The organism is Nannocystis pusilla (genome assembly GCF_020073745.1).
Classification (GTDB): domain Bacteria; phylum Myxococcota_A; class Polyangia; order Nannocystales; family Nannocystaceae; genus Nannocystis; species Nannocystis radixulma.
In genome coordinates, this window is sequence record NZ_JAIRAU010000052.1 from 49,940 (window position 1) to 74,580 (window position 24,641).

Annotated in this window: 19 protein-coding genes; 8 read left to right on the plus strand and 11 right to left on the minus strand. The window is 71.6% G+C overall.

Features of this window, described 5'->3' with window-relative positions; genetic code table 11:
- Positions 1-105: 105 nt before the first annotated feature.
- The gene (locus K7C98_RS36955; protein ID WP_224196590.1) at positions 106-1,854 is read left to right on the plus strand and encodes a DUF1592 domain-containing protein; all 1,749 of its coding nucleotides are present in this window, start codon (positions 106-108) and stop codon (positions 1,852-1,854) included.
- 8 nt (positions 1,855-1,862) lie between these two features.
- Entirely contained in the window at positions 1,863-3,209 is a 1,347-nt protein-coding gene (locus tag K7C98_RS36960; RefSeq protein ID WP_224196591.1) for a DUF1552 domain-containing protein, read from the plus strand.
- 39 nt (positions 3,210-3,248) lie between these two features.
- On the opposite strand, the gene K7C98_RS36965 is transcribed toward K7C98_RS36960, so the two are convergent.
- Positions 3,249-4,832, minus strand: coding sequence for a hypothetical protein (locus K7C98_RS36965; protein WP_224196592.1), 1,584 nt, complete (start codon positions 4,830-4,832; stop codon positions 3,249-3,251).
- 661 nt (positions 4,833-5,493) lie between these two features.
- Here K7C98_RS36965 and K7C98_RS36970 point away from each other — a divergent pair.
- Positions 5,494-5,901, plus strand: coding sequence for a hypothetical protein (locus K7C98_RS36970; RefSeq protein ID WP_224196593.1), 408 nt, complete (start codon positions 5,494-5,496; stop codon positions 5,899-5,901).
- Between the two features lie 456 nt (positions 5,902-6,357).
- On the opposite strand, the gene K7C98_RS36975 is transcribed toward K7C98_RS36970, so the two are convergent.
- From K7C98_RS36975 to K7C98_RS37000, 6 genes are read right to left on the minus strand one after another with little or no spacing between them, the layout of a single operon-like run.
- Positions 6,358-8,175 (minus strand): hypothetical protein, encoded by a 1,818-nt coding sequence (locus K7C98_RS36975; protein ID WP_224196594.1) that lies wholly within the window; start codon positions 8,173-8,175, stop codon positions 6,358-6,360.
- Positions 8,172-9,305 (minus strand): class I SAM-dependent methyltransferase, encoded by a 1,134-nt coding sequence (locus K7C98_RS36980; RefSeq protein ID WP_224196595.1) that lies wholly within the window; start codon positions 9,303-9,305, stop codon positions 8,172-8,174. Before K7C98_RS36980 ends, K7C98_RS36975 begins: the two co-directional genes overlap by 4 nt.
- The gene (locus tag K7C98_RS36985; protein WP_224196596.1) at positions 9,302-10,348 is read right to left on the minus strand and encodes an acetylserotonin O-methyltransferase; all 1,047 of its coding nucleotides are present in this window, start codon (positions 10,346-10,348) and stop codon (positions 9,302-9,304) included. Before K7C98_RS36985 ends, K7C98_RS36980 begins: the two co-directional genes overlap by 4 nt.
- Positions 10,345-11,298 (minus strand): TenA family transcriptional regulator, encoded by a 954-nt coding sequence (locus tag K7C98_RS36990; protein WP_224196597.1) that lies wholly within the window; start codon positions 11,296-11,298, stop codon positions 10,345-10,347. The genes K7C98_RS36985 and K7C98_RS36990 overlap by 4 nt, the downstream gene beginning before the upstream one ends.
- Positions 11,295-12,188 (minus strand): aminotransferase class IV, encoded by an 894-nt coding sequence (locus K7C98_RS36995; RefSeq protein ID WP_224196598.1) that lies wholly within the window; start codon positions 12,186-12,188, stop codon positions 11,295-11,297. The genes K7C98_RS36990 and K7C98_RS36995 overlap by 4 nt, the downstream gene beginning before the upstream one ends.
- Positions 12,189-12,241: 53 nt before the next feature.
- Complete coding sequence (locus K7C98_RS37000) at positions 12,242-13,363, minus strand: Glu/Leu/Phe/Val dehydrogenase dimerization domain-containing protein (RefSeq protein ID WP_224196599.1); 1,122 nt, start codon at positions 13,361-13,363, stop codon at positions 12,242-12,244.
- A gap of 192 nt (positions 13,364-13,555) precedes the next feature.
- Here K7C98_RS37000 and K7C98_RS37005 point away from each other — a divergent pair, with 192 nt between their 5' ends.
- A complete protein-coding gene (locus tag K7C98_RS37005) occupies positions 13,556-14,749 on the plus strand; it encodes a pyridoxal-phosphate dependent enzyme (RefSeq protein ID WP_224196600.1) in 1,194 nt (397 codons plus the stop codon).
- A 221-nt stretch (positions 14,750-14,970) separates the two neighbouring features.
- Here K7C98_RS37005 and K7C98_RS37010 read toward each other — a convergent pair whose 3' ends face one another.
- Positions 14,971-15,234: a hypothetical protein gene (locus K7C98_RS37010; RefSeq protein WP_224196601.1), complete on the minus strand. Its 264-nt coding sequence runs from the start codon at positions 15,232-15,234 to the stop codon at positions 14,971-14,973.
- On the opposite strand from K7C98_RS37010, the gene K7C98_RS37015 reads away from it, so the two are divergent.
- The 4 genes from K7C98_RS37015 (at position 15,233) to K7C98_RS37030 (ending at position 22,062) form a co-directional block, all read left to right on the plus strand.
- Entirely contained in the window at positions 15,233-17,404 is a 2,172-nt protein-coding gene (locus tag K7C98_RS37015) for an FG-GAP repeat domain-containing protein (RefSeq protein WP_224196602.1), read from the plus strand. The genes K7C98_RS37010 and K7C98_RS37015 overlap by 2 nt on opposite strands.
- 505 nt (positions 17,405-17,909) lie before the next feature.
- On the plus strand, positions 17,910-20,195 hold the full coding sequence (roxB, locus tag K7C98_RS37020) for a rubber dioxygenase RoxB (protein WP_224196603.1): 2,286 nt from the start codon (positions 17,910-17,912) through the stop codon (positions 20,193-20,195).
- A gap of 262 nt (positions 20,196-20,457) precedes the next feature.
- Positions 20,458-21,120: a DUF4360 domain-containing protein gene (locus K7C98_RS37025; protein WP_224196604.1), complete on the plus strand. Its 663-nt coding sequence runs from the start codon at positions 20,458-20,460 to the stop codon at positions 21,118-21,120.
- A gap of 225 nt (positions 21,121-21,345) precedes the next feature.
- Complete coding sequence (locus K7C98_RS37030) at positions 21,346-22,062, plus strand: DUF4360 domain-containing protein (RefSeq protein WP_224196605.1); 717 nt, start codon at positions 21,346-21,348, stop codon at positions 22,060-22,062.
- Between the two features lie 33 nt (positions 22,063-22,095).
- Here K7C98_RS37030 and K7C98_RS37035 read toward each other — a convergent pair whose 3' ends face one another.
- From K7C98_RS37035 to K7C98_RS37045, 3 genes are all read right to left on the minus strand, one after another.
- On the minus strand, positions 22,096-22,782 hold the full coding sequence (locus tag K7C98_RS37035) for a DUF4360 domain-containing protein (protein ID WP_224196606.1): 687 nt from the start codon (positions 22,780-22,782) through the stop codon (positions 22,096-22,098).
- A gap of 137 nt (positions 22,783-22,919) precedes the next feature.
- Entirely contained in the window at positions 22,920-23,588 is a 669-nt protein-coding gene (locus K7C98_RS37040; RefSeq protein ID WP_224196607.1) for a DUF4360 domain-containing protein, read from the minus strand.
- 365 nt (positions 23,589-23,953) lie between these two features.
- A complete protein-coding gene (locus K7C98_RS37045; RefSeq protein ID WP_224196608.1) occupies positions 23,954-24,385 on the minus strand; it encodes a VOC family protein in 432 nt (143 codons plus the stop codon).
- Between the last annotated feature and the right edge of the window lie 256 nt (positions 24,386-24,641).

Genomic DNA, 24,641 nt, shown 5'->3' on the forward strand with positions numbered 1-24,641 from the left:
CCAGTCGGTGCTCCTGCGTCAACAGCGCGGTGGCGACGCGGTTCGCGGGCAGAAGCTGTATTCTTTCTCGCGGTCGCGGTACTTGTACCCGTGGGAGCTGCGATGATGCGTTTAGTTTTGCCGCTCGGCGGTTGTCTCCTTCTCGCTGCCTGTTCGTCCGACCCTGTCACCGATCCGTCGATCGGGACGGCGACGATCTCGACCACCACCGCGACCGGCACCGGCAGCTCCGGGGATGACGCGAGCGCCGGACCGCCGACGGGGAGCAGCGGGGACGGTACCGACAGCAGCGGCGAGCCGACGACGGGCGAACCCGAGGAGGTCTTCGAACCCGCCCCGGGCGGCCTGCGCCGGCTGCAGAGTCACCAGTACGTCGGGTCGGTCCGCTACCTGTTCGGCGACGCGGCCGCGGGGGCAGCCGCTCCGCCAGACGACTACTCGCTGCACGGCTTCGACGCGATCGGTGCGGCCGAGCTGTCGCTGCAAGAGAGTGCGATCGAGCAGCTCGAGGCGTCGGCGCGGGCGGTGGCCGTGGCGGCGGTGGCCGATCGCAGCACCCTCGGCGGCCATGTCCCGTGCGTCCTCGAGGGCGATCCGGGCGACAGCTGTTACGACGCGGTCGCCGTCGATCTCGGGCGTCTGGCCTGGCGCCGCCCGCTGACGGCGGAGGAGGTCGCGCCGCTGGTCGCCATCGCCAAGGACGCGCGCGCCTGGGGCGGCGGCGACTTCGGGGTCGGCCTGCAGTACGAGCTGATGGCGCTGCTGCAGTCGCCGTACTTCATCTACCTCGTCGAGGTCGGCGAGCCCGACCCGGACGACCCGGACGTGCGCCGGCTGACGGCGACCGAGCTCGCCGCGCGGATGTCGTTCTTCCTGCTCGGGCAGACGCCCGACGCCGAGCTGCTCGCGGCCGCCGAGGCCGGCGAGCTCGTCACCGACGACGACGTGCGCGCGGTGGCCGAGGCGATGCTCGCCCGCCCGGAGGCGCGCGCGACCCTGTCGACGTTCTACTCGGAGCTGTTCCAGCTGCGCGACCTGTCGACGCTGAACAAGAACAACGACCTGTTCCCGCAGTTCACCCCCGAGCTCACGTACGCGATGACGTACGAGACGCTGCGGCTGATCGCGGACATCGTGTGGGAGCAGGACGGCGACTTCCGCACGCTGCTCGACGCCGACTACACCTTCGTCAATCCGGCGCTGGCGAGCCTGTACGGCCTGCCGCCGCCGCCGGGGCAGGGCTTCGCGAGGGTCGACCTGCCGGCCGAGCAGGGCCGCGCCGGTCTCCTGGGACAGGCGAGCTTCCTCGCCCGCTTCGCCCACCCGGCCGAGACCTCGCCGACGCGCCGGGGCCTGTTCATCCGCACCAAGCTGCTGTGCGAGAAGGTCCCGCCGCCGCCGCCCGGCGTCGACGCCAGCCTGCCGACCGAGGACCCGAACAAGCCGCAGACGATGAAGCAGAAGCTCGTCCAGCACATGGAGGACCCCAGCTGCAGCGGCTGTCACACGCTGCTCGACCCCTTCGGCTTCGCGCTCGAGAACTACGACCCGATCGGCGCGTTCCGGACGCTCGACGGCGGCCTCGCCATCGACCCGAGCGCCAACATCCCCGACCTCGGTGAGGTCGCGTCCGCCCGCGACATCGCCGACCTGCTCGTCGCCGACCCGCGCGTCACCGCGTGCGTGATCAAGAACTTCGTCCGCGGCTCGCTCGGTCACCTCGAGCGCAGCGGCGAGGTCGCCGTCCTCGACGACCTCGAGGCCGAGTTCGTCGCCAACGACCACCGCCTGCAGCACCTGCTCGTCGAGCTGACCGCCAGCCCCGTGTTCCGCGCCGTCGGTGCGCCCAAGTGAGATCCGCCATGAGCAACCGTCGCACCATCCCCCGTCGCACCTTCCTCCGCGGCCTCGTCGGCGGCTCCGCGGCCGTCGTCGGCCTCCCCCTGCTCGAGGCCATGCTCGACAACCACGGCGAGGCGCTCGCCGACGGCTCGCCGCTGCCGACCCGGTTCGTCACCTGGTTCTTCGGCAACGGCGTGATCCTGCCGCGCTTCGAGCCGGCCGCGACCGGCCCGAACTACCCGCTGAGCGAGCAGCTGCAGCCGCTCGCCGGCGTGCGCGACTACGTCACGGTGCTGACCGGCCTGCGCAACCGCTGCGAGGTGACCGTCACCCACCACGAGGGCATGACGGTCTTCAACGGCTACACGATGGCCGAGCTCAACGGCCTGTTCTCCAAGGCCGGCGGCCCGACGATCGACCAGCTCATCGCGGCGAAGATCGGCAAGGACACGCCGATCGCGTCGGTCCACCTCGGCGTGTCCAAGCACCTCAGCGTGATGGACTCCGGCACGACGATGCACGCCCTGTCGCACAAGGGCACCAACGAGCCGCAGTACCCGCAATTCAACCCGCAGCAGGCGTGGACCGACCTGTTCGGCGCGTTCGCCCCCACCGCCGACGACCGCCCGCTGCGGTCCAGCATCCTCGACGCCGTCCGCGACCAGACCGCCGCGCTGCGCACCCGGCTCGGTACGCTCGACAACCAGCGCCTCGACGCCCACCTCGACGGCGTGAGCGCGCTCGAGAAGAAGATCGAGGCGACCGTGCCGCTGTGCACACTGCCCCCGAAGCCGACCGAGACCAACACCGACGTCGGCGGCGTCGAGCCGATCACCGCCGTCAACGACGTCATGAGCGAGCTGCTCGTGTACGCGTTCCAGTGCGACATCACCCGCGTCGCCACCATGCTGTTCCACGGCGGCGCCGCCGAGACGGTGTTCTCGGAGATCGGCCTGCTGAGCGGCCACCACAACAACTCCCACGCCCAGGACTCCCCGGAGCTGCAGGCCGGCATCCTCCACATCATGGGGCGCTTCGCGGACATGCTCGAGAAGTTCAAGGCCTCCGTCGACATCGACGGCAAGAACCTGCTCGACACCTCGATCATCTACTGTAGCAGCGACTGCGCCGAGGGCTGGACCCACTCGATCCAGCGCCAGCCGATCATCCTCGCCGGCCACGGCCGCAACCAGCTCGTGTTCCCCGGCATCCACGTGCAGGCCGCCCCCTACCCGCAGAGCGAGGGCAACACCTCCGACGTCCTGCTGACCGTCCTCCAGGCGTTCGACAAGACCGCGACCTCGATCGGGGCCGGCGCGCCGATGTCGACCACGCCGATGGCGCAGATCATGGGCACGATGTTCTGACGCGACGACGCGACCGGCCCCGCGTCATATGACGCGGGCTCAGCCGCACATGCCGCAGCCGAGCGACTCGACCTCGGAGACGCACAGCCCGTCCCACTGCACGTCGCAGCAGAAGGGGTCCTGGGCGCACACGCACTGGGTGATCGCCGCGTCGTCGCACTCGGGCGTGCCGTGCTCCTCACAGCAGGTGGTCTCGCTCGGCGCTTCGCACATGCCGCAGCCGAGCGACTCGACCTCGGCGACGCACAGCTGGTCCCACTGCACGTCGCAGCAGAAGGGATCCTGCGCGCAGACACACTGGGTGATCGCCGCGTCGTCGCACTCCGGCGTGCCGTGTGTCTCGCAGCAGGTGTTCTCGCTCGGACCGCCGCACATGCCGCAGCCGAGCGCCTCGACCTCGGCGACGCAGCCCTGGTCCCAGGCCCCGGCGCAGCAGAAGGGATCTTGCGCGCAGACACACTCGGCGATCGTGGCGTCGTCGCACGACGGCGAGTCGTGCGGCTCGCAGCATTCGGCCTCGCCCGGGACGCCGCACAGGCCGCAGCCGAGCGGCTCGACCAGCGCCGCGCAGGCGTCGGTCCACTGCTGCTGGCAGCAGCTCGGCGCGACGGCGCAGACGCACGCCTGCACGGCAGGGTCGACGCACCCGGGGCCCTCGCCCGCCACGCAGCAGTCGCCGGGCCCGGCCTGGCACACGCCGCAGCCGAGCGCCTCGACCTCCTCGGCGCACACGCCGTCCCACTGCTGTTGGCAGCAGAACGGATCTTGCGCGCAGACACACGTCGCGATCTGCGGCTCGCCGCAGCCGGGACCGTCTTGCGGCATGCAGCAGTCGCCTTCGCCGACCTCGCACGTCCCGCAGCCGGACTGATCGACGAGGGCCACGCAGGCCTCGGTCCACGCGCCGGCGCAGCACTCCGGCGCCAGATTGCACACGCAGCTCTCGACCGCGACGTCGAGGCATCCGCCGCCCCGGTGCGCCTCGCAGCACTCGCCCTTCGGCGGCTCCTCGCAGGCTCCGCAGCCGAGCGTGTCGACCGCGGCGACGCACTCGGCCCCCCACACGCCCCCGCAGCAGTCGGGGAGCTGTGCGCATACGCAGCGCTCGATCGCGTCGTCGGTACAGCCGGGACCCGCACCGACCTCGCAACACGGACCCTCGGGCGTCGGACACCAGCCGCACCCGAGCTCGACGACCAGCGAGGCGCACTCGCCCGTCCACGGCCCCTGGCAACACGACGGATCGGAGGCGCACACGCACGCCTCGATCGACGGGTCGCCGCACAGCGGCGGCTCACAGCAGACCGCCGCGGGCTCGCCGGTGGTCGAGGTGCCGGTCGAGCCCGTGCTCGTGCCATCCGTCGTCTCCGTGGTCGCGGCGGTCGTCGCGGTGAGCTCCGTCGTCGAGCCGGCCGTCGTCGTCGTCGTGGTCGGATCGGTCGAGGTCGGCTCGCCGGTGCTGGTGCCCGGGTTCGAGGTCGAGGTGCCGGGCTCGGTCGCCGCCGAATCGGCGGAGCTGCCCGAGGTGCTCACGCCGTCGGTCGACTGGGCGACCTCGTCGGAGCAGGCGGAGAACAGCGAGGATGCGACGAGGACGAGGGTGAGCGAGGCGAGGCTGCGCAAGCGTGCGGCTCCTGAGGACGGCGGCGCCGCCGGTCCTCACCGCCACATCGCAGCGCACAGGACCGGCACCTTGGGCAAGGTATCACGAGGAGACGCGCCGCAGTTGCGCAGCTCGCCGCGACGTGAGGCGGCGTCGCGTGCCCGCGGCCCGACACAGCGCGACCCGCTGGCAGCCGCGTGAGATCGCACGCGACGTCGCTCCGGGCCATGGGCTCCCGCTTCCGGCGAGCACAGGGACCCACACGCCCGCCCCCGCGCGGTCGAGGCAGTCGCCAAACTCGACCGGCTCGTCGGCGAGGCAGGCGAACGGCGGGTCGTGGACGCCTGTCGGCGAGCGTGTCGTGGTCCGACCATTGGAGCGGGGTAGAAGCGGGTGTCCTGCGAGGTGCGGCAGGCAGTCAGGGGACCGGCGGGAGCGCGGCGATCGGCGGCGGTGGCTCCGGGCTCGAGGCGCTGTCACCGTGGTCGGGGCTCGCGCCGATTGGAGGGGCGTTGACGCTGGCAGACTGTGTGTCATGGACGCGACATGCTCGTCGCCTCCATCCTCACGTTGTGCTTCGCCTCCAGTCCGACGACTCATGCCAGGCGGATCGAAGTCGAGTGTACCTCGGAAGCGACAGATCGCGTGTCCGAGTCCGTCTTTCTACCCGGAGGAGGGGAAGTGGAGACGATCATCGTCGGCTCCACGGTGAGCATGAACTTTTATCTCGACGGAGAACGCGTGCTCACCGTGAGGGAAGCCGACGGACGCGGAGACGCCGAGCTGACCGAGTACGGCTTGGCGCTCGATCCGGCACGCGCGGCCGAGTTCGGCGACGAGGTGGTGAGCCATGCTCGGGCGATCCTGGAATCCCCCGAGGGCTGCTCCGGCCCATTGCGCAGCAAGGCCGACGAGAACGCGAAGTGTGGCCTCCTCGGGCTCGGTGCGGGCGCCCTCGGTGCAACAGCCGGGTTCCTCCTCGGGGGCCCGCCCGGAGCCACGGTCGGCGGATTGGCCGCGAGCAGCCTCGGTGTCCTCTGCGGCTGGCTCGTGGCCAAGGTGTGCGAGGAGAACTCCGAGGGCTGCTGAGCAAAGGTGCAGTTCCTCCGCCATGCCCCGAAAGCGTCACCACCAGCGTACCGTCGAAACGCTCATGGCGGCGCGTGCGTGTGCGGCCATGGAGCGTGACGCGCGTCGCCCTCGTCCGCTCGTCAGCAGGCCGCAGCGCCTCGGCGTCCTCCCATCGTATTGGTTCTGGAATGAACTTTGGCGGACGGACCCGCGGCTTAGCCAGTTCTTCGCGGTGCTGTGCTGGCTGTTGAGCGCGCCTTTCATCTACGTCTGCATCGTGTACCTCCCGCCATCCTGGCTGTCGGTGGGCCTGATAGGCGTATCGTCCGTCCTCTCGATGGGTCTCGCCGAGCGGTGGCTGCGCCGTATGATCGCCCGCAGGAGGCGTCAGTTGGCCGCTCGTTCGCACGACCTGCGAGGAGAACTCGCCGCGGAGCCTGATGGTGAGAGCGTCGGACTCGACCGGTGGCAACGCTAGCGCAGCGGGGCAGCGAGCGGGTGGCCGGCGTCGGCGAGCTCGCGGGCGGTGGCGACGATGTCGGGCCATTGCGCGAGGAGGTCGCCGAAGCGGCCGACGAGGCGCTGGGCGAGGGCGAGGGCGGCGTCGGGGTCGCGGGTGTCGCTGACGAGGTCGCGTGGGGCGGGGTACTCGGGGCGCGCGGCGTGCTCGGCGATGGCGTCGAGGTGGCGCCGGACGTCGTCGGCCCACGCGCTCGGGCGGGCTTTGTGGTCGGCGAGCAGGCGCTCGAGGTGGGTGATGTAGAGCTCTTTTTGCCGCCAGAGCCGGAGCGAGACGATCGCCCGGAATTCGGCGGGCGCGAGCCGGCCGAGGCCGCGCAGGTGGGCGGCGAGGCCGGGGAAGTCGGTGGTCGAGGCGAGGGCGCGGATGCACTGGACGACGAGCTCGCCGAGGCGGACCCAGCTGCCGGGGCGCCAGATGTCGCCGGGGGCCCAGCGGCGCTCGGCGGGTGGCTCATGGACCAGGGCCGAAGGGACATGTCCGAAGAGCGCGGCGTCGTCGAGCGCGCGCAGGGTGGTGCGGAACACGCCGTCCTCGTAGCGGCCGACGGGGAAGAAGGGCGGCAAAAGGTCGCGGTGGTCGAGGCCGAGGATAGCGCCCTGGCAGAAGCGGCCGTCGCCGACGGTGGCGCGGCGGACCAGGCGGAGGGCCTGGCGGGTCGAGGTGATGATGCGCCGATACGATTCGTCGCCGGCGAGGAGGCGCTCGCGATTGGCGCCGTCGAACAGCAGCAGCCAGGTCGGGGCGTACCAGCCGAGGTCGCCGAGCAGGCCCTGGAAGGTGACGCGCACGCGGCCCTGGCCGGCGCGCAGGCGGCGGAGGATCGCGCGGTCGAGGCAATCGTCGAACTCGACCGGCTCGTCGGCAGGGACGCCGGCGATCAGGGCCGGCAGCGAACGACCGAGCATGGGCGCGTGCCCGGCGAGCGCCTCGTCGTCCGACCAGCAGGCGTCGGCCAGGGCGGCGGCGTGATCGGGGTAGAAGCGGATGTCCTGCGGCTGATAATGGTCGTAACCCTCGCCCTCGCCGGTGAATACGGTGAGCCCGGGGAGCGGGTCGTGCGGGCGCACGGGGCGGGCGATCACGTCGTCGTCGACGCAGACGAAGCGGCGGCCGGCGGCGTGGAGCAGGAGGGCGTTTCGACCTGTCCCATAGGTCATGCCGGTGCGCTCGGGGTCGTCGAGGGCGAAGGCCACGAGCGCGGGATCGTGGCCGCGCGCGGCCATGCGGGCGAGGAACTCGCGGCGCTCGTCGGCGCCGATCAGGTGCACGCGGGCGCCGTGCTGGCGGGCGAGGTCGGCGAGGCGGTCGCGGTAGGCGGCGCGCACGGACGGATCGGCGGAGCCGTCGGCGACGACGAGCTCGCGCGTCAGGCCGTGACGGGCGGCCCCGGCGAGCAGCGAGGCGGCGGCGCGCGCGGCCTGGACGGGGCGATCGGCGCTGGGGATGGCGACGAGGTCGATGGGCGGGGGCTCGGGGTCGCGGGCGTCGGGGCGGCGCAGGGCGTCGCGGGCGACGAACATGCCGGCGGCGGCGAGCCGCTCGAGGCCGGAGGCGATGTCGGCGGCCTCCTCGGCGGGGCGGCCCGCGGTGGCGCGGGCGATGTGCTCGCGCAGGGGACGGAAGCGGCGCGCGGCCAGCAAGGCGTCGGCGGCCGCGCGCGGGACGACGATGGCCTGGCGCGCGTGGACGCCGTAGACGAGGGTGAGGTCGCGGGCGAATCGCCGGCAGACGACGTCGCAGCAGCGGACCGGAGACCCAGGCGAGGTCATGGGCGGGTGGCCTCGACGAGGGCGAACGGGGGGACGACGCTGCGCGAGCGGACGTCGCGGAAGCCGACCCGCGCGAGCAAGGCGGCGAGCTCGTCGCAACGCCACGGCGAATTCCAGCCCCAGGCGTGGCGATCGTCGCGCGGATCGGTGGGCGGGTCGCGGGCGAGCTCGTGGTGGTTCCAGGCCATCCACAGCGACAGGAGCGCGGCGAGGGAGCGATCGTGGGCGGGCTCGCCGGTGGCGAAGAAGTCGACCAGCGCGAGGGTGCCGCCGGGCGCGAGGGCGGCGAACAGCCGCCGCGCCCAGCCCTCGGCGCCCTCCCGCGAGAGGCCGGAGAACAGGCGATTGGCGGTCAGCAGATCGATGTCGGGGGGCAATGATCGGTGCAGGACGTTGATCGCGTGGAGCTCGACAGGTATGTTCAATGTCTGCAGGGCGGCGGCGGTGGCGGCGAGGTAGTCCGGATCGGCGTAGTTGACCTCGGCGGCGTGGACCCGCAATTGCGGCGCGGCCTGCTTGAGGATCGCGGCGAAGGCGGCCGGGCCGGCGCCGACGTCACACACGATTCGGTGGGCGTGCAGATCGCGGTCCGCGTGGGCGCGCGCGAGCAAGGCCGCGGTGTCCCAGAAGTAGCTGCGGCTGGCCTCGTTGAAGGCGCCGCGCGCCTTGAAGTAGGCGGCCTGCTCGCGCGCGTCGGCCTGATCGGACCACAGGCGGCGGTCGGCGCGGCGAGTCTCGCGCAAGGCGGCCGGCAAGGCGCCGATCGCCGCGAGGTAGCGCCGGTGGCGGTCGACGAGGCCGAGCAGCCGCACCTGCGAATTTTTCAAATAGAAGGTCCGCGTGAATGTCGTGAGCTCGAGGCGCTGGTCGCGGAGGGCGAGCAGGCCGAAGGCGCAGGCCAGCTCGGCGGTCATCTGCAGCGATACGGGGGTGGCGAGATCTGCGACCTCGTCGGCGAGCCAGGCGAGGCTGGCGGGGCCGCGGGCGAGCCGCTCGAGCAGGTCGAGGTCGAGCAGGCGCGCGAGCACCGGGAAGGCGGCGGCGTCGAGGCACACGCCGACGGCGGCGGCGAGCTGCTCGCCGGGGATCCGGGCGATCTCGGCGAGGGTGGGCAGTGAGGAGGAGGTCATGGGCCGGCGACGAGGATCCGCATCGACTGGAAGAACTCGTAGGGGGCGCGCGGCGGCTCGAGCTCGGTGATGGCGGTGAAGCCGGCGGCGCGCAGCAGGGCGACGTGCTCCTGCGGCGAGCGGTAGCGGGTGCTCTCCGACTTGGCGAGGAAGTAGACGCCGCGCAGGTACATCGGCAGCGCCTCGGGCAGCACGCGCGCGGGCAGCATGCGCTCGATGACGAGGAAGCGGCCGTCGGGCGGGAGGGCCTCGCGGGCGCGGCGGTAGACCTCGACCATCTTCGCGTCGCCCCAGTCCATGGCCGAGCGGCACATGGTGATCACGTCGAAGCCGGGCGGCAGCGGGGTGCGGAACAGGTCGCCGGCGATCGCGTCGACGCGGCCGGCGAGCTCGGGGCGCGCGGCGAGCTGGCGGCGTCCGATGTCGACGCAGGCGGGGACGTCGAGGAAGGCGCCGGTGAGGCCGGGGGTGGCGGCGACGATCGCGGCGCAGAAGCTGCCGGTGTTGCCGCACAGGTCGAGGAGGCGGCGGTGCTGTCCGAAAGGATAGGTGGCGAGCACGACCTCGACGATCCGGGCGATCGTGGCGTCCATGTAGCGCGAGTACTCGGCGGCGACCTGCGGGTCGATAGCGGCGACGTCGTCCTTGAAGTAGTCGCGCAGCTTGAACGGCGAGGTGGCGCCGTCGCTGCGGACGAGCGCGTCCATGTCGTTCAGGGCGCGGTAGACCTCGTCGTAGTATTCGAGCAGGTAGGTGGTGGTCTGGAACGGGCGACCCTCGGCGCGCACGAGGAACGGGGCGAGGGCGGGGGGCGTGACGAGGCCGCGCTCGTCCTCGTGCAGCAGGCCGAGCGCGACGCAGGCGTCGACGACGATCCGGAACGAGCGCTCGGGCAGATCGAGGGCGGCCCGCAGGGCGTCGCGGGCGATCGGCTCGCGCGCGGCGGTGAACAGGTCGAGCTTGTAGGCGGTCATCAGGACCTTGCTCGCCAGAAAGCCGTCGAGGAGTTCGAGGAGGCGCTTCTCACCGGTCGCGGTCGTCATCGTGTGGCCTGGATCTCGCGCCAGATGGCGTCGAAGTAGCGCCGCCCCAGAGCGCGGTGGTAGCGGAGCGAGGCGAGGAGCGTCGCCTGGTCCTCGGAGCTGGTGACGAGCTCGCCGATCAGGCCGGCGGTCTCGCGCGCGTGCTCGACGTCGGCGGTCATGTGCACGCGGTGGAACTCGCGCGCGTGGTCGGGGACGCCGAAGCGCTGCAGCAGCGCATAGATGTTGCCGTGGGTGGCGGGGGTGCCGGCCTCGAGCGAGTAGAGGACGGCGAGGCCCCACGCGCGGCTCGGGTGGCGGGCGCAGCGGATCCGGTTGTTGAGGTAGGCCTGCGCCTCGGGCAGCTCGGGCCGGTCGTGAAAGCCGTGCGGGACGCCGAGGTGCCGCAGGAGGCGCTGCAGCAGGAAGGGGTGGGCCCGCTCGCTGTCCTCGCCGCCGGTCTCGTCGTGGAGGTTGCGGTGGAGGACGCTGGCATGTCTCAAGGGACATGTCAGCGCGAGCTCGGTCAGCTCGCGGTAGAACAGGCGCGAACGGTGCCAGTGGTGCCGGAGGTAGATGGCGAGGTCGGCCGCCGTCGGGTCGCCGTGGAACATGTGCTGCGACAGCGGGTGGGCGAGGCCGTCGCGCTGCTGCTGCTCGGCGGCGAGGCGCGCGAGCAGGTCGTCGGGGCCGAGCGCGGGCTCCGGCGGGACGGGCGGGACGCAGGCCTCCTCGACGGCGTAGCCGGCCTGCACGAGCCACAGGCGCAGGGGATAGGTGCGGTGGTCGGGGTCGGCGTGGAGGTCCCAGACGAGGCCGTGATAGGCGGCAGCGGCGGCCCCGTCGGCGTCGACGAAGGCGCGCGCGGCGAGGTCGTGCAGGGCCGTCGCGGCGGCGGCGGCGAGGTGCGGGGCGCGATCGCGGAGGGCGGCGCGGACGACGTCGACGAGCGCCTCGATCGCGGCGGTCATCGCGGATCCTCCACGCGGGCGATCCAGCCAGGACGGCGCGGATCGGCGCCGCGCACGGCGGCGCGGTAGGCCTCGACGAGGCGCGCGGTGAGGGGGCCGGGCGCGGGGAACCGCCGACCCTCGACGAGGACGACGGGGCGCAGCTCGGCGGCGCTGTTGGCGAGGAAGACCTCGTCGGCGCCGAGCAGGTGGTGCCGCGCGATCGGTGCCTCGACCGCGGGGATCTCGAGGTCGGCGGCGAGGGCGAGCACGCTGGCGCGGGTGATGCCCGGCAACAGCGGCTGACTGTCGGGCGGGGTGACGAGGCGACCGCCGCGGACGATGAAGAGGTTGGCGCCGGTGGCCTCGACGACGCTTCCGTCGTCGCCGAGGAACAAGGCGTCGTCGTGCCCGGAGGCCTCGGCCTCGCGCAGGGCCAGGAAGGCGCGCCCGTAGTGGCCGGCGTGCTTGGCGGTGGGGATCCATCCGCCACCGTGGCCGAAGGAGGCGATCCGCACGCGGGTGGCGGCGCCGGGCGAGCTGCCGGGCTCCCACGCGAGGACGGCGACGTGGACCGGGTTGCGCGCGCCGAGGCCGATCCGCTGGTCGCCGTAAAAGGCGAGCTGACGGACGTAGCCGTCGCCGCGGCCGCCGGCGCCCACGACCGCGAGGGTGGCGTCGATCAGCTGCTCGTGTGAATACGGCAATTGCATCCACAGGCTGGCGGCGCTGGCGTGGAAGCGGCGCACGTGCTCGTCGAGGCGGAACACGCCGACTCCGCCGTCGACGAGCCGATAGTGGCGACCGCCGTCGAACACGGCCGTGCCGTAATGCAGCGAGTGGGTCAGCAGGCCGACGCGGGCGGCGTCGGCGGCGACGAGCTCGCCGTCGAACCAGACGCGCTCAGGCATGGCCGACCTCGGGGGCAAGGAATGAATGGAGATGTCCGGATGGACATGTCCTGTCAAACGGCATCGGCGGTCTCCGGCAGCGCGGCGCGCGCGGGGCAGGCGCGCCTGCGGCTGTCCTCGAGGACATCTGCGACGCGGGCGGCGACGCGGCGCTCGACGTGGGCGAGGACGTCGGCGGGCCCGGTCGGGTCGCTGGCGTAGAGGGCCTCGACGGCGAGCGAGCCGCCGGCGCCGGCGAGCAGGTCGGGGACGACGAGGACGCCCGCGGCGTGCAGGGCGTGTTCGACGGCGGGCGCGAGCGCGAGGTTGGCGGCCTCGACGATCCCGCCGCAGCGCAGGCCGGCGATCGCGGCGACGTCGAAGGCGCGCGAGACGGCGGCGAGGATGAGGATGTCGCACTCGGCGGTCAGCACGGCCGACGAGGGGCGCGCGTCGGGCAGGTCGGGGAGGCGGCCGCCCTGGCGTCGGGCCAGCAGCGCGGGGACGTCGAGGCCGGCGCCGGCGACGAGGCAGCGGACGTCGTCGGCCCAGGCGATGACCCGGCAACCTGCCCGATCGAGCAGGTAAGCCGCGCCGCCCCCCATGGCGCCGGCCCCCTGGATGGCGACGCGCAGGCCGCTCGCGCGGCCGAGGGCGCGGGCGAGCGCGAGCGCGGCGGCCCGCACGGCGGCGGGTGCCCGCAGCTGGTGCACGGACCAGCCGTCGAGCGCGGCGTCGAGGAATTCATAGCGGCGGAGGAACTCGCGATCGGGCAGGCCGCGGCTGCGGCCGACGGCGATCTTGAGGCAGGGCAGGCCGACGTCGGCGCCGGCCCGCTGCAGCTCGGCCATGGTGGTGTTGAGGTCGGGGCCGACCGACCACGTGCGCTCGACGAGCGGCGCCAGCGTGGCGAGGAAGCGGCGCAGGACGGCCGCGCGCGCCGGATGCTCGGGCGCCATCGCCAGCCCGGCCTTGGCGCCGCCGACGGGCAGGGCGTACACGGCTTGCTTGCGGGTCATGTTGCCGGCCAGCGCGGCGATCTCGTCGATGTCGACGTCGGCGGCGATCCGCAGGCCACCGGCGCACACACCGTCGACGAGGCGGTCGATCACCAGCACGCCCGTGACCGGCTCGATCGGATCGCAATATTCGATCTTGAGGAGCGCCACCCGTCCGCACCACCCGCGCGAGATCATCGTATCGGAGCAGGCGACGCCTGACCATGCGCGAGCGCTGACGTCGCGACCTCATGCGGGGCCTGAGAGGAGTCCTCGCGCGCGAACGCCTCGCTCGCGCTCTCGCTCGCGCGGCCGCGTTGACACCGCCCGCGCCGCCGCGGACCATGGAGCGCGGCGGTGGGCGTGGGGATGGCTGAGGCGTGGCGATCCTTGATCGATCGGCGGTTTCCGGCGGCGCAGAGCGTGCTGCTGCGCTATCACCGGGTGCTCGCGCTGCCGGAGCTGGCGCCCGGGCTGGAGCTCGCAGACCTCGAGCGATGCTCGCACGGCGAGGGGGCGACGACGTTCGCGCTGGCGGACCGCGGGGCCAGCGAGGTGATCGTCTGCGACGAGTCGAGCCGGATGATCACGGGCACGTACAAGGCGCTCGACGCGTGCGTGTCGCTGGCGCTGCTGCGCCGGGCGAAGGTGTCGCGGCTGGTGGCGTCGTCGGGCGGCAACCTGTGCGCGGCGCTGGCGGCCTACGCGTCCCGGCAGGGGATCGAGGCGTTCCTGTTCCAGCCGACGCGCACGCTGTACAAGCAGCGCAGCGATCACTTCGGCGCGGGCGTGCACCTGATCGCGGTCGATCTGCCGGAGCCGGAGGTGAAGCGGCTGGCGCGAGCGTTCGCCACGCGCTTCGGCGTGGCCCACGTGCCCGACATCCGCTGGCGCCTGGCGGCGTCGGCGGTGCGGGCGATGTTCGTGCTCGAGACGACGGCGGACGAGATCGGGGCGGTCGACTGCCTGGCGCAGACGGTGTGCGCGGGCTTCGGACCGGCGGGCATCTACCAGTGCTTCGCGGCGCTGCGCCGGCGAGGGCTGCTGCGCCGCAGCCGGGTGCCGCGGTTTTTGGGGTTCCAGCAGGAGGCCAACGCGCCGATGGTGCGCGCGTGGCAGGCGGGCGAGCCGGCGCTGGCGCGCGAGCACGTGCGGCCCGAGCCTTCGCGCTACCTCGAGCCGGGGCTCTACAACACCGATCCGGCCCGCGAGTACGCGCGGCTGGCCGCGCTGCTGCGCGAGGTCGGCGGCGACATGCTGGCGCTGTCCGACGACGACTTCGGTCGCCACGGGGCGGAGGTGCTGGCGCAGATGCGAGCGGCGGGCTTCGAGTTCTCGAAGCTGCCGGGCAGCGACGAGGTGGTCGAGAAGACGGGGCTGCTCACCGGGGTGGGGCTGTTCAAGGCGATCGACGACGGTCGCGTGGCCCCGGGCGAGCGGGCGCTGTGCATGTTGACCGGCGGGGTGCGCGAGCTGGCCGGCAGCGAGTCGCCGACGCCGGCGCTGACGATCGACGCCAGCCGCAGCGAGGCGGAGTGGGTCGAGGCGCTGGGCCGCGTGTTCGGCCTGCGGGCGGTCGGGTGAGCGCCGCGCTCGTGGGAGGCGCCAGCGCGCCCGGCGCGGGGAATTGGACGGGCGCTGCGTGAATCACCTGATGTGAGGTCGGCTCAGGCCCCCGACGTGGCGACATTCGATCGCCAACGACCTCGCCACGCGGCCCGGCGTGGTCCTGGGAGGCTCCGCGAGATCGAACGCGACAGCTGCCGGCGTCTGTGGTTTCCTACGGGCATGAGCTTCGTCTTTCGCTATTCACTGATATCGAGCGCGATCGCCTGTACGGGCCTCATGACGGCGGGATGCGGCGACAACACCGGCAATGAGACGGCCACCGACACGACGACGACGACGACGACGACGTCGAGCTCGACGGGCGAGACCATGGAGCCGACCGGCACGACCACGGCAGTGCCGACGTCCGGCGACACCACCGGCGAGGTCACCACCGGGTCGACGACCGGAGACTCGACGAGCACCACGTCGTCGACCAGCGGCGGCGCCGAGGTGTGCATGACGCTGCTCTGCGGTCTGCCGGCCGGTTGCTGCGAAGCGGGCGAGGAGTGCATGAGCGGCGCTTGCGTCCCGGCGTGCCCCGGCGGGGTCCGCTGCGGCGCCGACGACTCGATGTGTTGCGGCGAGGGCGAGGTCTGCCTCGACGACGCGTGCCAGCTCCCGCTCGGTGCCTGTCAGGACGCGAGCGAATGCGAGGCCGGGCAATTCTGCGATCCATCGCTCGGTCAGTGCCTGCCGCTGCCGGGCCAGCTCGGCTGCGAGACCGGCCCGCTCGAGGTGGCGCTCGAGTGGGAATGGACGACCGACGAGGTGGCCCACACGCCGATGATCGCCGACGTCGACGACGACGGCGTGCCCGACGTCGTCATCTCGGCCAAGACGGGGGGCTGGGGTACCGGCGCGCTCGTCCTCCTCGACGGGGCGACCGGGGCCGAGAAGTGGCGGATCGCGCACGACCCCGTCAACATGCAATTCGGCTCGCTCGTGCGCTCGACCCTCGCCCTCGGCGACGTGAGCGGCGACGGCGTCCCCGATATCATCTACGCCGGGGGGACCGAGGTGAACTCGTCGCTCGCGCCGGTCCACGCGGTCGACGGCCAGGGCCAGCTGCTGTGGACGTCGCACCTGGCGAACGACGAGATCGTCAAGGTCCGGATCGACAACGCCTCGGTGACGGTGGCCAACCTCGACGACGACCCCGAGGCCGAGGTCGCGCTCGGGGCGATGATCATCGACCACGACGGCCTCGTGGTGTGGAACCCGAACAACAACGGGGTCCAGGTGGGCACGCCGCTCAACAACAACACGCCGATCTACTTCGGCGGCCTGGCGACGGTGGCGGACCTCGACGGGGACGACAAGCCCGAGCTCGTCACCGGCCGCGAGGCGTGGAAGATCGAGTGGGTCGCGGGCGATCCGCCGACGGTCACGCTGTCGGAGTTCTGGGCCAACGACATGAACCCGGTGATGGCGCACAACAACGACGGCTGGCCGTCGGTCGCCGACCTCGACGGCGACGGCAAGCCGGAGGTGGTGCTGACCGCGTGGCCGACGATCCGCGTGATCAACGGTCAGACCGGCCAGCTGTGGTGCGGCGTCGATCCGACCGACGCGGCGTGCGTGATGAACCCGGCCCTGCGCACGCAGCCGATCCCGATCAAGGGCGGCAACCTCGGCGGGCCCGCGACCATCGCCGACTTCGACGGCGACGGCCGACCGGAGGCGGCGGTCACCGGCGGGTCGGCCTTCGCGGTGTACGACTTCAATCGCCCGGACGAGCAGGTCGTGAAGCCGAACGCGGACCCGATGCCGGCCGCCGGGGCGATGTACGCCCGCTGGACGGCGCCGGTGCAGGACAACTCGTCGGCGGCGACGGGCGCGTCGGCGTTCGACTTCCAGGGCGACGGGGTGGCCGAGATCATTCAGCAGGACGAGTGCTTCGCCCGCGTGTTCGACGGCGCGACCGGGGCCGTGCTGCTGGAGCTCATGAATTCGAGCGGCACGATCCACGAGTACCCGCTCGTCGCCGACGTCGACGGCGACGGGGCCTCCGAGCTCGTCATGGTCGCCAACCTCGCCGAGCCGCAGAACGTGACCGATTGTACGGTCACGACGCCCGGCTTCCAGCCGCGCAAGGGCGTGTTCGTCTACCGCGCGCAGGGCAACAACTGGCAGCCGGCGCGGGACCTGTGGACGCAGCACACGTATCACGGCACCGACGCCGACGCGGCCGGCAACCCGCCCCTCGTCGAGCAGGCCAACTGGACGGTCCCGGGCCTCAACAACTTCCGTCAGACCACCACGGCGGGGCCGTTCCACCCGGCCGACCTGACGCTCTCGCTGGCGGCGGACGTCGCCCAGTGCCCGGCCGAGTTCGTGCTCGTGGCGACGATCCACAACGAGGGCTCGCTCGGCGCGCCGGCGGGGATCGACGTGCGCTTCTACGAGGGGCTGAACGACAGCGGCGCGCTGCTCGGCACCGTGCCGACCACCGAGGCCATCGTCCCGGGCGGCTCGACGCAGGTCACCCTGGCCGTCCCGGCACCCCCGGCGGACATGCCGGGGAACTTCTTCGCGGTGATCGACCCCGGGCCCGACGGCGGCGTCATCCAGGAGTGCCTCGAGAACAACAACGACGCGCTCCTCACCCAGGCCGCCTGCGCAGAATGAGGCGAGCGTCGCGGCCGGGGCGCGACCGCTCTCGAGCCTGACACGCCGGCATCGGCGCGGCCGCGGTCGCGGGCGCCGGCTGTCGCGGCCACGGAAGGTCCGCAGCGCGCCGACGCGTCGGACGAGTCGCGGGCCGGCGACGACCTCCGCAGGGCGGACGACGGGCGACGCGACGCAGCGGGGGCTCCACACCCGACCGAGCTGCCCCAGGCGCGCCCCGTCGAGCGGCGCGAGAGGTCGAACGACGTGGAGCGGCCCGTGGCGTCGCCGGCCGGGCTCCGGACCGGAGAAGCACGAATTTTAAGGATCGTTCAAAAAATATTCGCAAGACAATTGGTTTTTCAGGGTCTGTAGGCCCCATGTCGGTTATATTTTTTAATCCATTGTAAAAATTTACCGCGTCTGCGATCGTGACGGGATGGTCCGGTGGCGGGTCCATCGATGCGGCGATGTGCCGCTCTGTCCGCCTGCGCCCACCGCCCGCACACCTCGAGGAGGCCCTCCGATGCTTCGATCGCAACCCACCGCGTCACGCTGTTCCTTCGTCCTGTCCACGCTGCTGCTCCCGGCGCTCGGGTGCGGCGGCACGCCGCCGGCCGAGAGCACCGGCACCGGCGAGGTCGTCACCTCCGGCGCCGTCACCGAGGGCGGCGCCACGACCGACGAGGACGTCCCGACCACCGGCGAGCCCACCACCGGTGGCAGCAACAGCGACGGCAGCAGCGGCAGCACTGGCGACGACAGCAGCACCGGCAGCACCAGCGGCGGCGAGGTGGAGGGCTGCGACGAGTCGAGCCCGTATTACGTCGAGCCCTACTTCGACCCGACGCCGCCGGCGCCCGACGAGCTGCTGTGGAGCAGCCACGGCGGCTGGGCGCTGTGGGACTTCTGTCAGTGCAAGCCGGACGACACCGTGCTGCCGGAGGATCCGCGGGCGATGGTGCAGCCGGGCATCAGCGACGGTCGGGCGGTCGCGTTCAACGCGTTCTGGAAGGACTGCCACGTCGATCCGGCGCTCGTGAAGGAGGTCGGCGCGGCGAAGACCTGCGGTGAGCTGCGCGCGCGCGCGAAGCGGGGCCGCCTCCTCCTCTCGCCGAGCACGGTCGGCACCGGCGCGCTGTTCTCGGGGACCGAGCCGCAGGACATCTCGGCCGGCTTCGGCATCGCCACCTTCCCGGCGGAGCAGTACAACAAGCTCTGGCAGATCTGGGGCTTCCAGTCGCGGCCCGACAACTTCGACGAGCTGGTGTCGCAGCGCTACGGGGCGCCCTTCGGCCACACGCCGAACCCCTATCCGCTGCCGGGCGAGGACCCGAACGCGACGAACGGCGGCTCGGGCCGGCTCCCGCAGTTCTTCACCCACCTGCGCGAGCCCGACGGCACCTGGACCGGCAAGATCGGCATCACCTGCCAGGGCTGCCACTCCGGCAGCATCGGCGCCCCGGAGGACGGCCCCGGCCTCGGTCTGATGCTCGGCAGCGGCAGCCCGCTCGCCGACCACAACCTGTTCCTCCGCGACATGCTGCCGCTCGGCTACCTCGCCTCGTTCGCGACGATCGCCAACCTCAACCGCACCCGCGGGGTCAACAACGCCAGCGACGTCAACCTCGCGTTCCTGTTCCCGGACGACGGGCAGTTGTACGATCTCCAGACGCTGTGGGGCGTGCTCACCTCCGGCTCGACCGCGGGCATGAACACGCCGTCGTGGTGGAACATGGGCCACCGGGCGCTGAAGTTCGTCGACGGGACCTTCCCGATGGACGCGCCGCGCGTCGACATGGTGTTCTACACCCCGTTCTTCGGCCTCTTCGGCGGGATCCTCGGCCAGCTCAGCGAGTCCGGGCAGGACTGGATGCGCCAGCACGGCCCCGACGCGAACGACTGGATCGTGACGCTCAAGGCGCCGAAGTACCCGTTCCCGATCGACGAGCAGCTGGCGCGCGACGGGGCCGTCCTGTTCCACCTGCTCGACCTGTGGGCGCCCGCGCGCAACAACCCGGTCAAGAACCCCAAGGCCGGCAACGGATCGTGCTCGAGCTGCCACGGGGCGTACTCGCCGCGCTTCTTCAACGATCCGGCGTGGCTCGCCCGGCCGGAGCTCGAGGGCGTCGCCAGCTACATCGTGCCGCTCGACGTCATCGGCACCGACCCCGTGCGCATGGAGACCAACAACGAGGCGGTGCAGGTGGCCGGCTCGAAGAACTTCTTCGGCTACCCCGAGACCTCGGGCACCGAACAGGACTGCGGCCCGCAGAACCGCGCCGACCTGCGCGGCGATCGCGAGCTCGGCTACCTCGCGCCGCCGCTCCACGGGGTGTGGGCCACCGCGCCGTACTTCCACAACGGCTCGGTGCCCAACGTCTGGGAGGTCCTGAAGCCGTCGGAGCGCAAGAACATCTGGCTGCGCCTGTCGACGCCGCCGCGGCCCGACCAGGCCGACGACGTGGTGATGGGCTACGACACCAGCCTGACCGCCTACGACACCGAGCGGGTCGGTTGGTACTACAAGGAGCTCCCCTGCGAGGTCGGTGTCGGCGTGACGCCGTACATCAATTGCACCCCCGGCAGCGACCAGGACCCGCTGGCCCAGTTGCTCCTCAGCACGCTGTACTCGAACTTCGTCGGGGTGTGGAACATCCTCTATCCGCCGATCCTCACCCAGCAGCAGATGGAGGACCGGAAGATCTACAACACGCACATGCACGGCCAGGGCAACGAGGGCCACGAGTTCACGTCGGTGCTCACCGACGACGAGCGGCGGGCGATCCTCGAGTACCTCAAGACGCTCTGACGTCGCGGTACGAGCTCGAGCTCGAGACGTGGCCGGCCGGGCGAGCCGGGCGCTCGGCGGGTCGACAGCGCGTAGCGACGGTCTCGAGGCGCGACGGGTGGTGGCGGGTGAGCGAGCGTCCTCGTCGGACCTCGCCGTCATCGCGCCGCGTGACGCCACGCGGGCCGCTCGCACCGCCCGAATTCGCACCGGAGCCCGCTCGACCGCGCACGCGATCGGTTTCAATGTCTCCTCAGCATTGATGCAATAAAAGGAGGACGCAATGCTGATTGTGAGCGCTTTCACCGAGCTCCAGGCGGCAGTTCTGGGCCTGCTCGCGTCGTTGGCCGCGCCGGCAGGCGGGGAGCCGCGCGAATTCACCGCGCCCGCCGAGGTCACCGCGAACGACCTCGAAGAGGTGTACATCGAGGATGTCAAGTACTTCGGGACCGGCTGCTCGGAAGACACGGCCGAGGTCGTGCTCGCCGAGGACAAGAAGAGCTTCATCCTCATCTACCGTGAGATGATCATCGACCGCCAGGACGAGTCGGACCCCGAGCTGCAGACCAAGAATTGCGTCGCGGCCGTCAGCCTGCACATCCCGGAGGGCCTGAAGACGGCCGTCTCGACGGTGGTCATGCGCGGGTCCGCCGTCCTGGACAAGGACATCCGCCTGGAGCTGAGGTCGAAGTACTTCTACGCCGGAAACCCGACGTCGGTCGGCGGCCGGTTCGAGCTCGTCGGCCCCTACGACGACTCCTTCGACTTCCCCGACACCGAGCCGTTCGGGCCGTGGTCGAACTGCGGCGAATCGGGTCTGTACGGCATCAACACGTCGATGCACCTCGACGCGGGCGACAACGACGAGGGCAGGGCCCTGGTCAACATGGAGGTCACCGACGTCGGCCTCAAGATCGAGTGCGACTTGAAGTGGGAGAAGTGCTGATCCGGGAGCCTCCTGGACCGGGCGCGGGGCGAGCTCGAACGGCGGGCTCGCCTCGCGCCCGTTCGAGCGCCGCCTCGCCCGTGCGCGCGCCTCACCGCCGCCCGCTCTCCGCGGCCGGTCGCTCGCCGGAGCAATTCGCCGCACACCCGCCCTGGAGTCCGCTCGACCACGCACGGGATCGCGTTCAATGTCTCGCCCGCTTTCATGCGCTGAGAGGAGACGAGAATGCCGATCCAGAGTACGTTCCACACCCTTCAGGCCGCGCTCCTGGGCGTCCTCGCGTGGCTCGCGGGCCCGGAGGACATCGATCCGCCGGAGCTGGCCGACGACCCGGAGGCCGCTCGAGCCGAGCTCCTGGACCCCCTGGCGCTGGTCGACAACCCCGACGTCACCGCCGCCGACTTGCATGACGTCTATGTCGAGGACATCGAGGTCTTCGGCCCGGGATGTCCGAAGGGGACGGTCTCCTCGACGGTCGCGTCGAACCGGCGCAGCTTCCTCGTCAGCTACAGCAGGATGGCCCTCGCGCACCCCTCTCCCGCCGGGGGCGCGCTGCAATCCACGAGCTGCAGCCTGGCCCTCAAGCTCCACATCCCGCAGGGGGTTCAAGTGTCGGTGGCGACCGTGGTGACGCGAGGCTACGCCTACCTCGATCCGGGGATCCGCGCGCGACAGACGTCGAAGTACTCCTTCGGTGGCACGGCGATCCGCATCCGCCGCGACCTCCCCGCCGGCTTCGACGGCCACTACGACCTCGCCGACCACCTGCCGTTCTGGTCGCAGGGCTGGTGGTCCTCCTGCGGCGGCTCCGCCGTGTTCGTCATCGACAGCCGGCTCCAGCTCGACGCGCAGGCGAACCCCGCCGGCGAGGCGTTCTTCAACACCGTGGCGACCGACGGCAGGTTCAACACGCGGTACCATTTACGGTGGCGGAGATGCTGAGCGCAGCACAGCGGCCGCGCGGCGCGACCCGGGTCAGTCACACTCCTGAATCTTCCAGCGGACGAGCTGGCTGAAGCCGACATCGGTGTCGACGAGCATGATCTCGGACTCCTCCTCGGGGTTCTTCGTGGCGTTGAGGGACAGCAGATTGTCCAGCGCGAACACGGCCGGTTCACCGCACGGCGACCAGACCAGCGAATGGAGCGGGACGTCGCGGTGGTAGTCGAAGACATCGTCGTGAGGGCCGGTGAACCTGAGGCCGTCGCGGCTGCCGACCGGGTCCCCGGCGTACCAGTAACGCGACGTCGCCCGCGCCGTGACCTTCTCCGCGAGGGTCGCGCTGCCGCGCGAGACGACGCTCGCCATGGCGATCTGGAGGCCCCCGGGGATGTGGAGGCGGACGCTGACGAGGCAATTCTTGCTCTTGAGGTGATTCTCGTCGGTGGGCAAGTTCGTCAGCTTCATGTCGTTGTAGATGATCATGAAGCTGTTCTTGTCGGAGTCGATCACCACCGAGTACTTGTCCTCGTCGTCGCAGCCCGTGCCCTCGGCCACGACCTCCTCGATGTACATCGTGTCGGGATCGGGCTCGGGCTCGGATGCGACTACCTCGCCCGCCGGTGGCGCGTCGAGCCCGGACGGACCGCCCGGGGGAGCGAGCGACCCCAGCAAGCCGACGAGGTACGCCGGGAATTTGGCGAGAGTGTCGAGGATCAGCATGTCTAGCTCCTTCCATCCATTGCGCGGCCCGCAGCACAGCCGCTGCCGCGGCCGCGCGACGACCTGGGGTCACGCGCGTCGGCGCCGCGGAGCGCTGCCCCGTGGCGCGGCTGCGAGCTCGGACGAGGCGGCGCGCGTCAGCACTTTCGCCAGCGCCACCTGGAGATCCGCTGCGCCTTGACGCGCACCTCGCCGTTTCCGTCCTCGTTCTTGGTCGCGTTGAGCTGCAGGCTGGCGTTGAAGGCGAAGATGGTCGGCTCGCCGCACGGCGACCATACGAGCGAGTCCTCCGGGATCTTTTCGAAGTGCACCTCCTCGTCGTCGTATTTGCCCCTGAATTCCCGCTTGAGCGTGACCGAGAGCGGGTCGCCGGCGAAGAAGTACTTCGAGGTGACCCGGGCGGTGATTCGATCGGCGAGGTCCGCGGAGGTTCGTATCCCGACCTCGGCCGGCGCGAACTGCCAGCCCTCGGGAATCCGCAGGGAGAGGCTCACCACGCAATGGGTGGACTGGAGGGCCGGGCCCTGCGGGTTCTTGAGGACCATTGTATGGTAGACCGCACGGAACCGCTTCTTCTCGACGGTCACGTCGCTGTCGTTCGGACAGCCCGAACCGCCGACGGTGACGCTCTCGATGGCGAACCCCTTGGGGGGCTTCGCTTCCAGGGGCTCGGACTCCAGCTCGGGCTCGGCCCCGCTGTCTCCGGCGTCGAACGGCTCATCACCCTCCCGATCGGGCGCGCCGAGCGACGCGAGTAGCCCCAGCAGCGCGGCCTGAGCCTTGAGGAACGTATGAATGCTCAACATGGTGTCAACCTGCCCGGAGGTTGAACCCGAATGCACACCCTGTCGAGCGAGCTCGGGTTCGATGGTCCTCGCTCGACCCGCCCCGGTGGCGAATGCGACGACACGGACGCGGCAGATCCGACCCGTCGCGCCACGGCGCAGCGCTCGTCGCTCTCGCCGCTTGCACGGCCGCGGTGCTCCGGGCGGGCGGCTCGCCCGCGTACCCGCCGGCGGCCCCCGGACATTCACGCTGCCGGGTGGCCCGAATGGGGCGAGCGCTCCGGCGCCCTCCCCGGTCGACGAAGAGGTGCCGCCGGGCACCTCGACGCCGGGCGGCTTCAGGCGAAGGAGCGGAGCACGCCGATTCGGCGCCTCGCGGCTGGTCGCTAGGCGTGCACGAGCTCGAGCTTGATGCCGTCGGGATCGGAGAAGAAGAGGGCGTAGTAGCCGGGCGAGTAGGGGTACTCGGCGGGAGCGTCGAGGATCTCGACGCCGTCGGCGACGAGACGGCGGTGGACCTCGTCGACGGCGGCGCGCGAGTCGAGGGCGATGGCGAAGTGGTGGAGGCCGACGCTGTAGCGGTCGAAGGCGCGACCGCGGTGCTCGGGCGCGGCCTCCCACACGCCGAGAGCGAAGCCCGGCGCCGCGAGCAGCATCATGCGGCAGCCGTCGTGCTTGTGCGGAGGGCCGACGACGTCCATGAGGACCTGACCGCCGAGGATCTCGAACAGCCTGGTGTAGAACTTTCGCGAGCGGTCGAAGTCGTTGACGGTGATCGAGACGTGATGGACCCCGACGGGCCTGGTCGAGACGGTCATGCGCAGCCTCCTACGAGCACAGGATCCTAGCTCCGGCGGCCGAAGCCTTCCATCCGGCGCGTCCGTAGCCGCGAACGACGAGGGCGGCGGCGGGCCGGCAGGGCAGCTGTGGTGCTCGCGGGCGACACATGCCTGCGGCCGAGCGGCCCGGTCATGCTGCGGCGCGACCTGGCGATGAGGACAGGTGGATCCCGCGTGCACGCGGGTGTGCACCGCGGCGCACCACCGCGGCGGTGCGCATTCCCGCTCTCCGCCA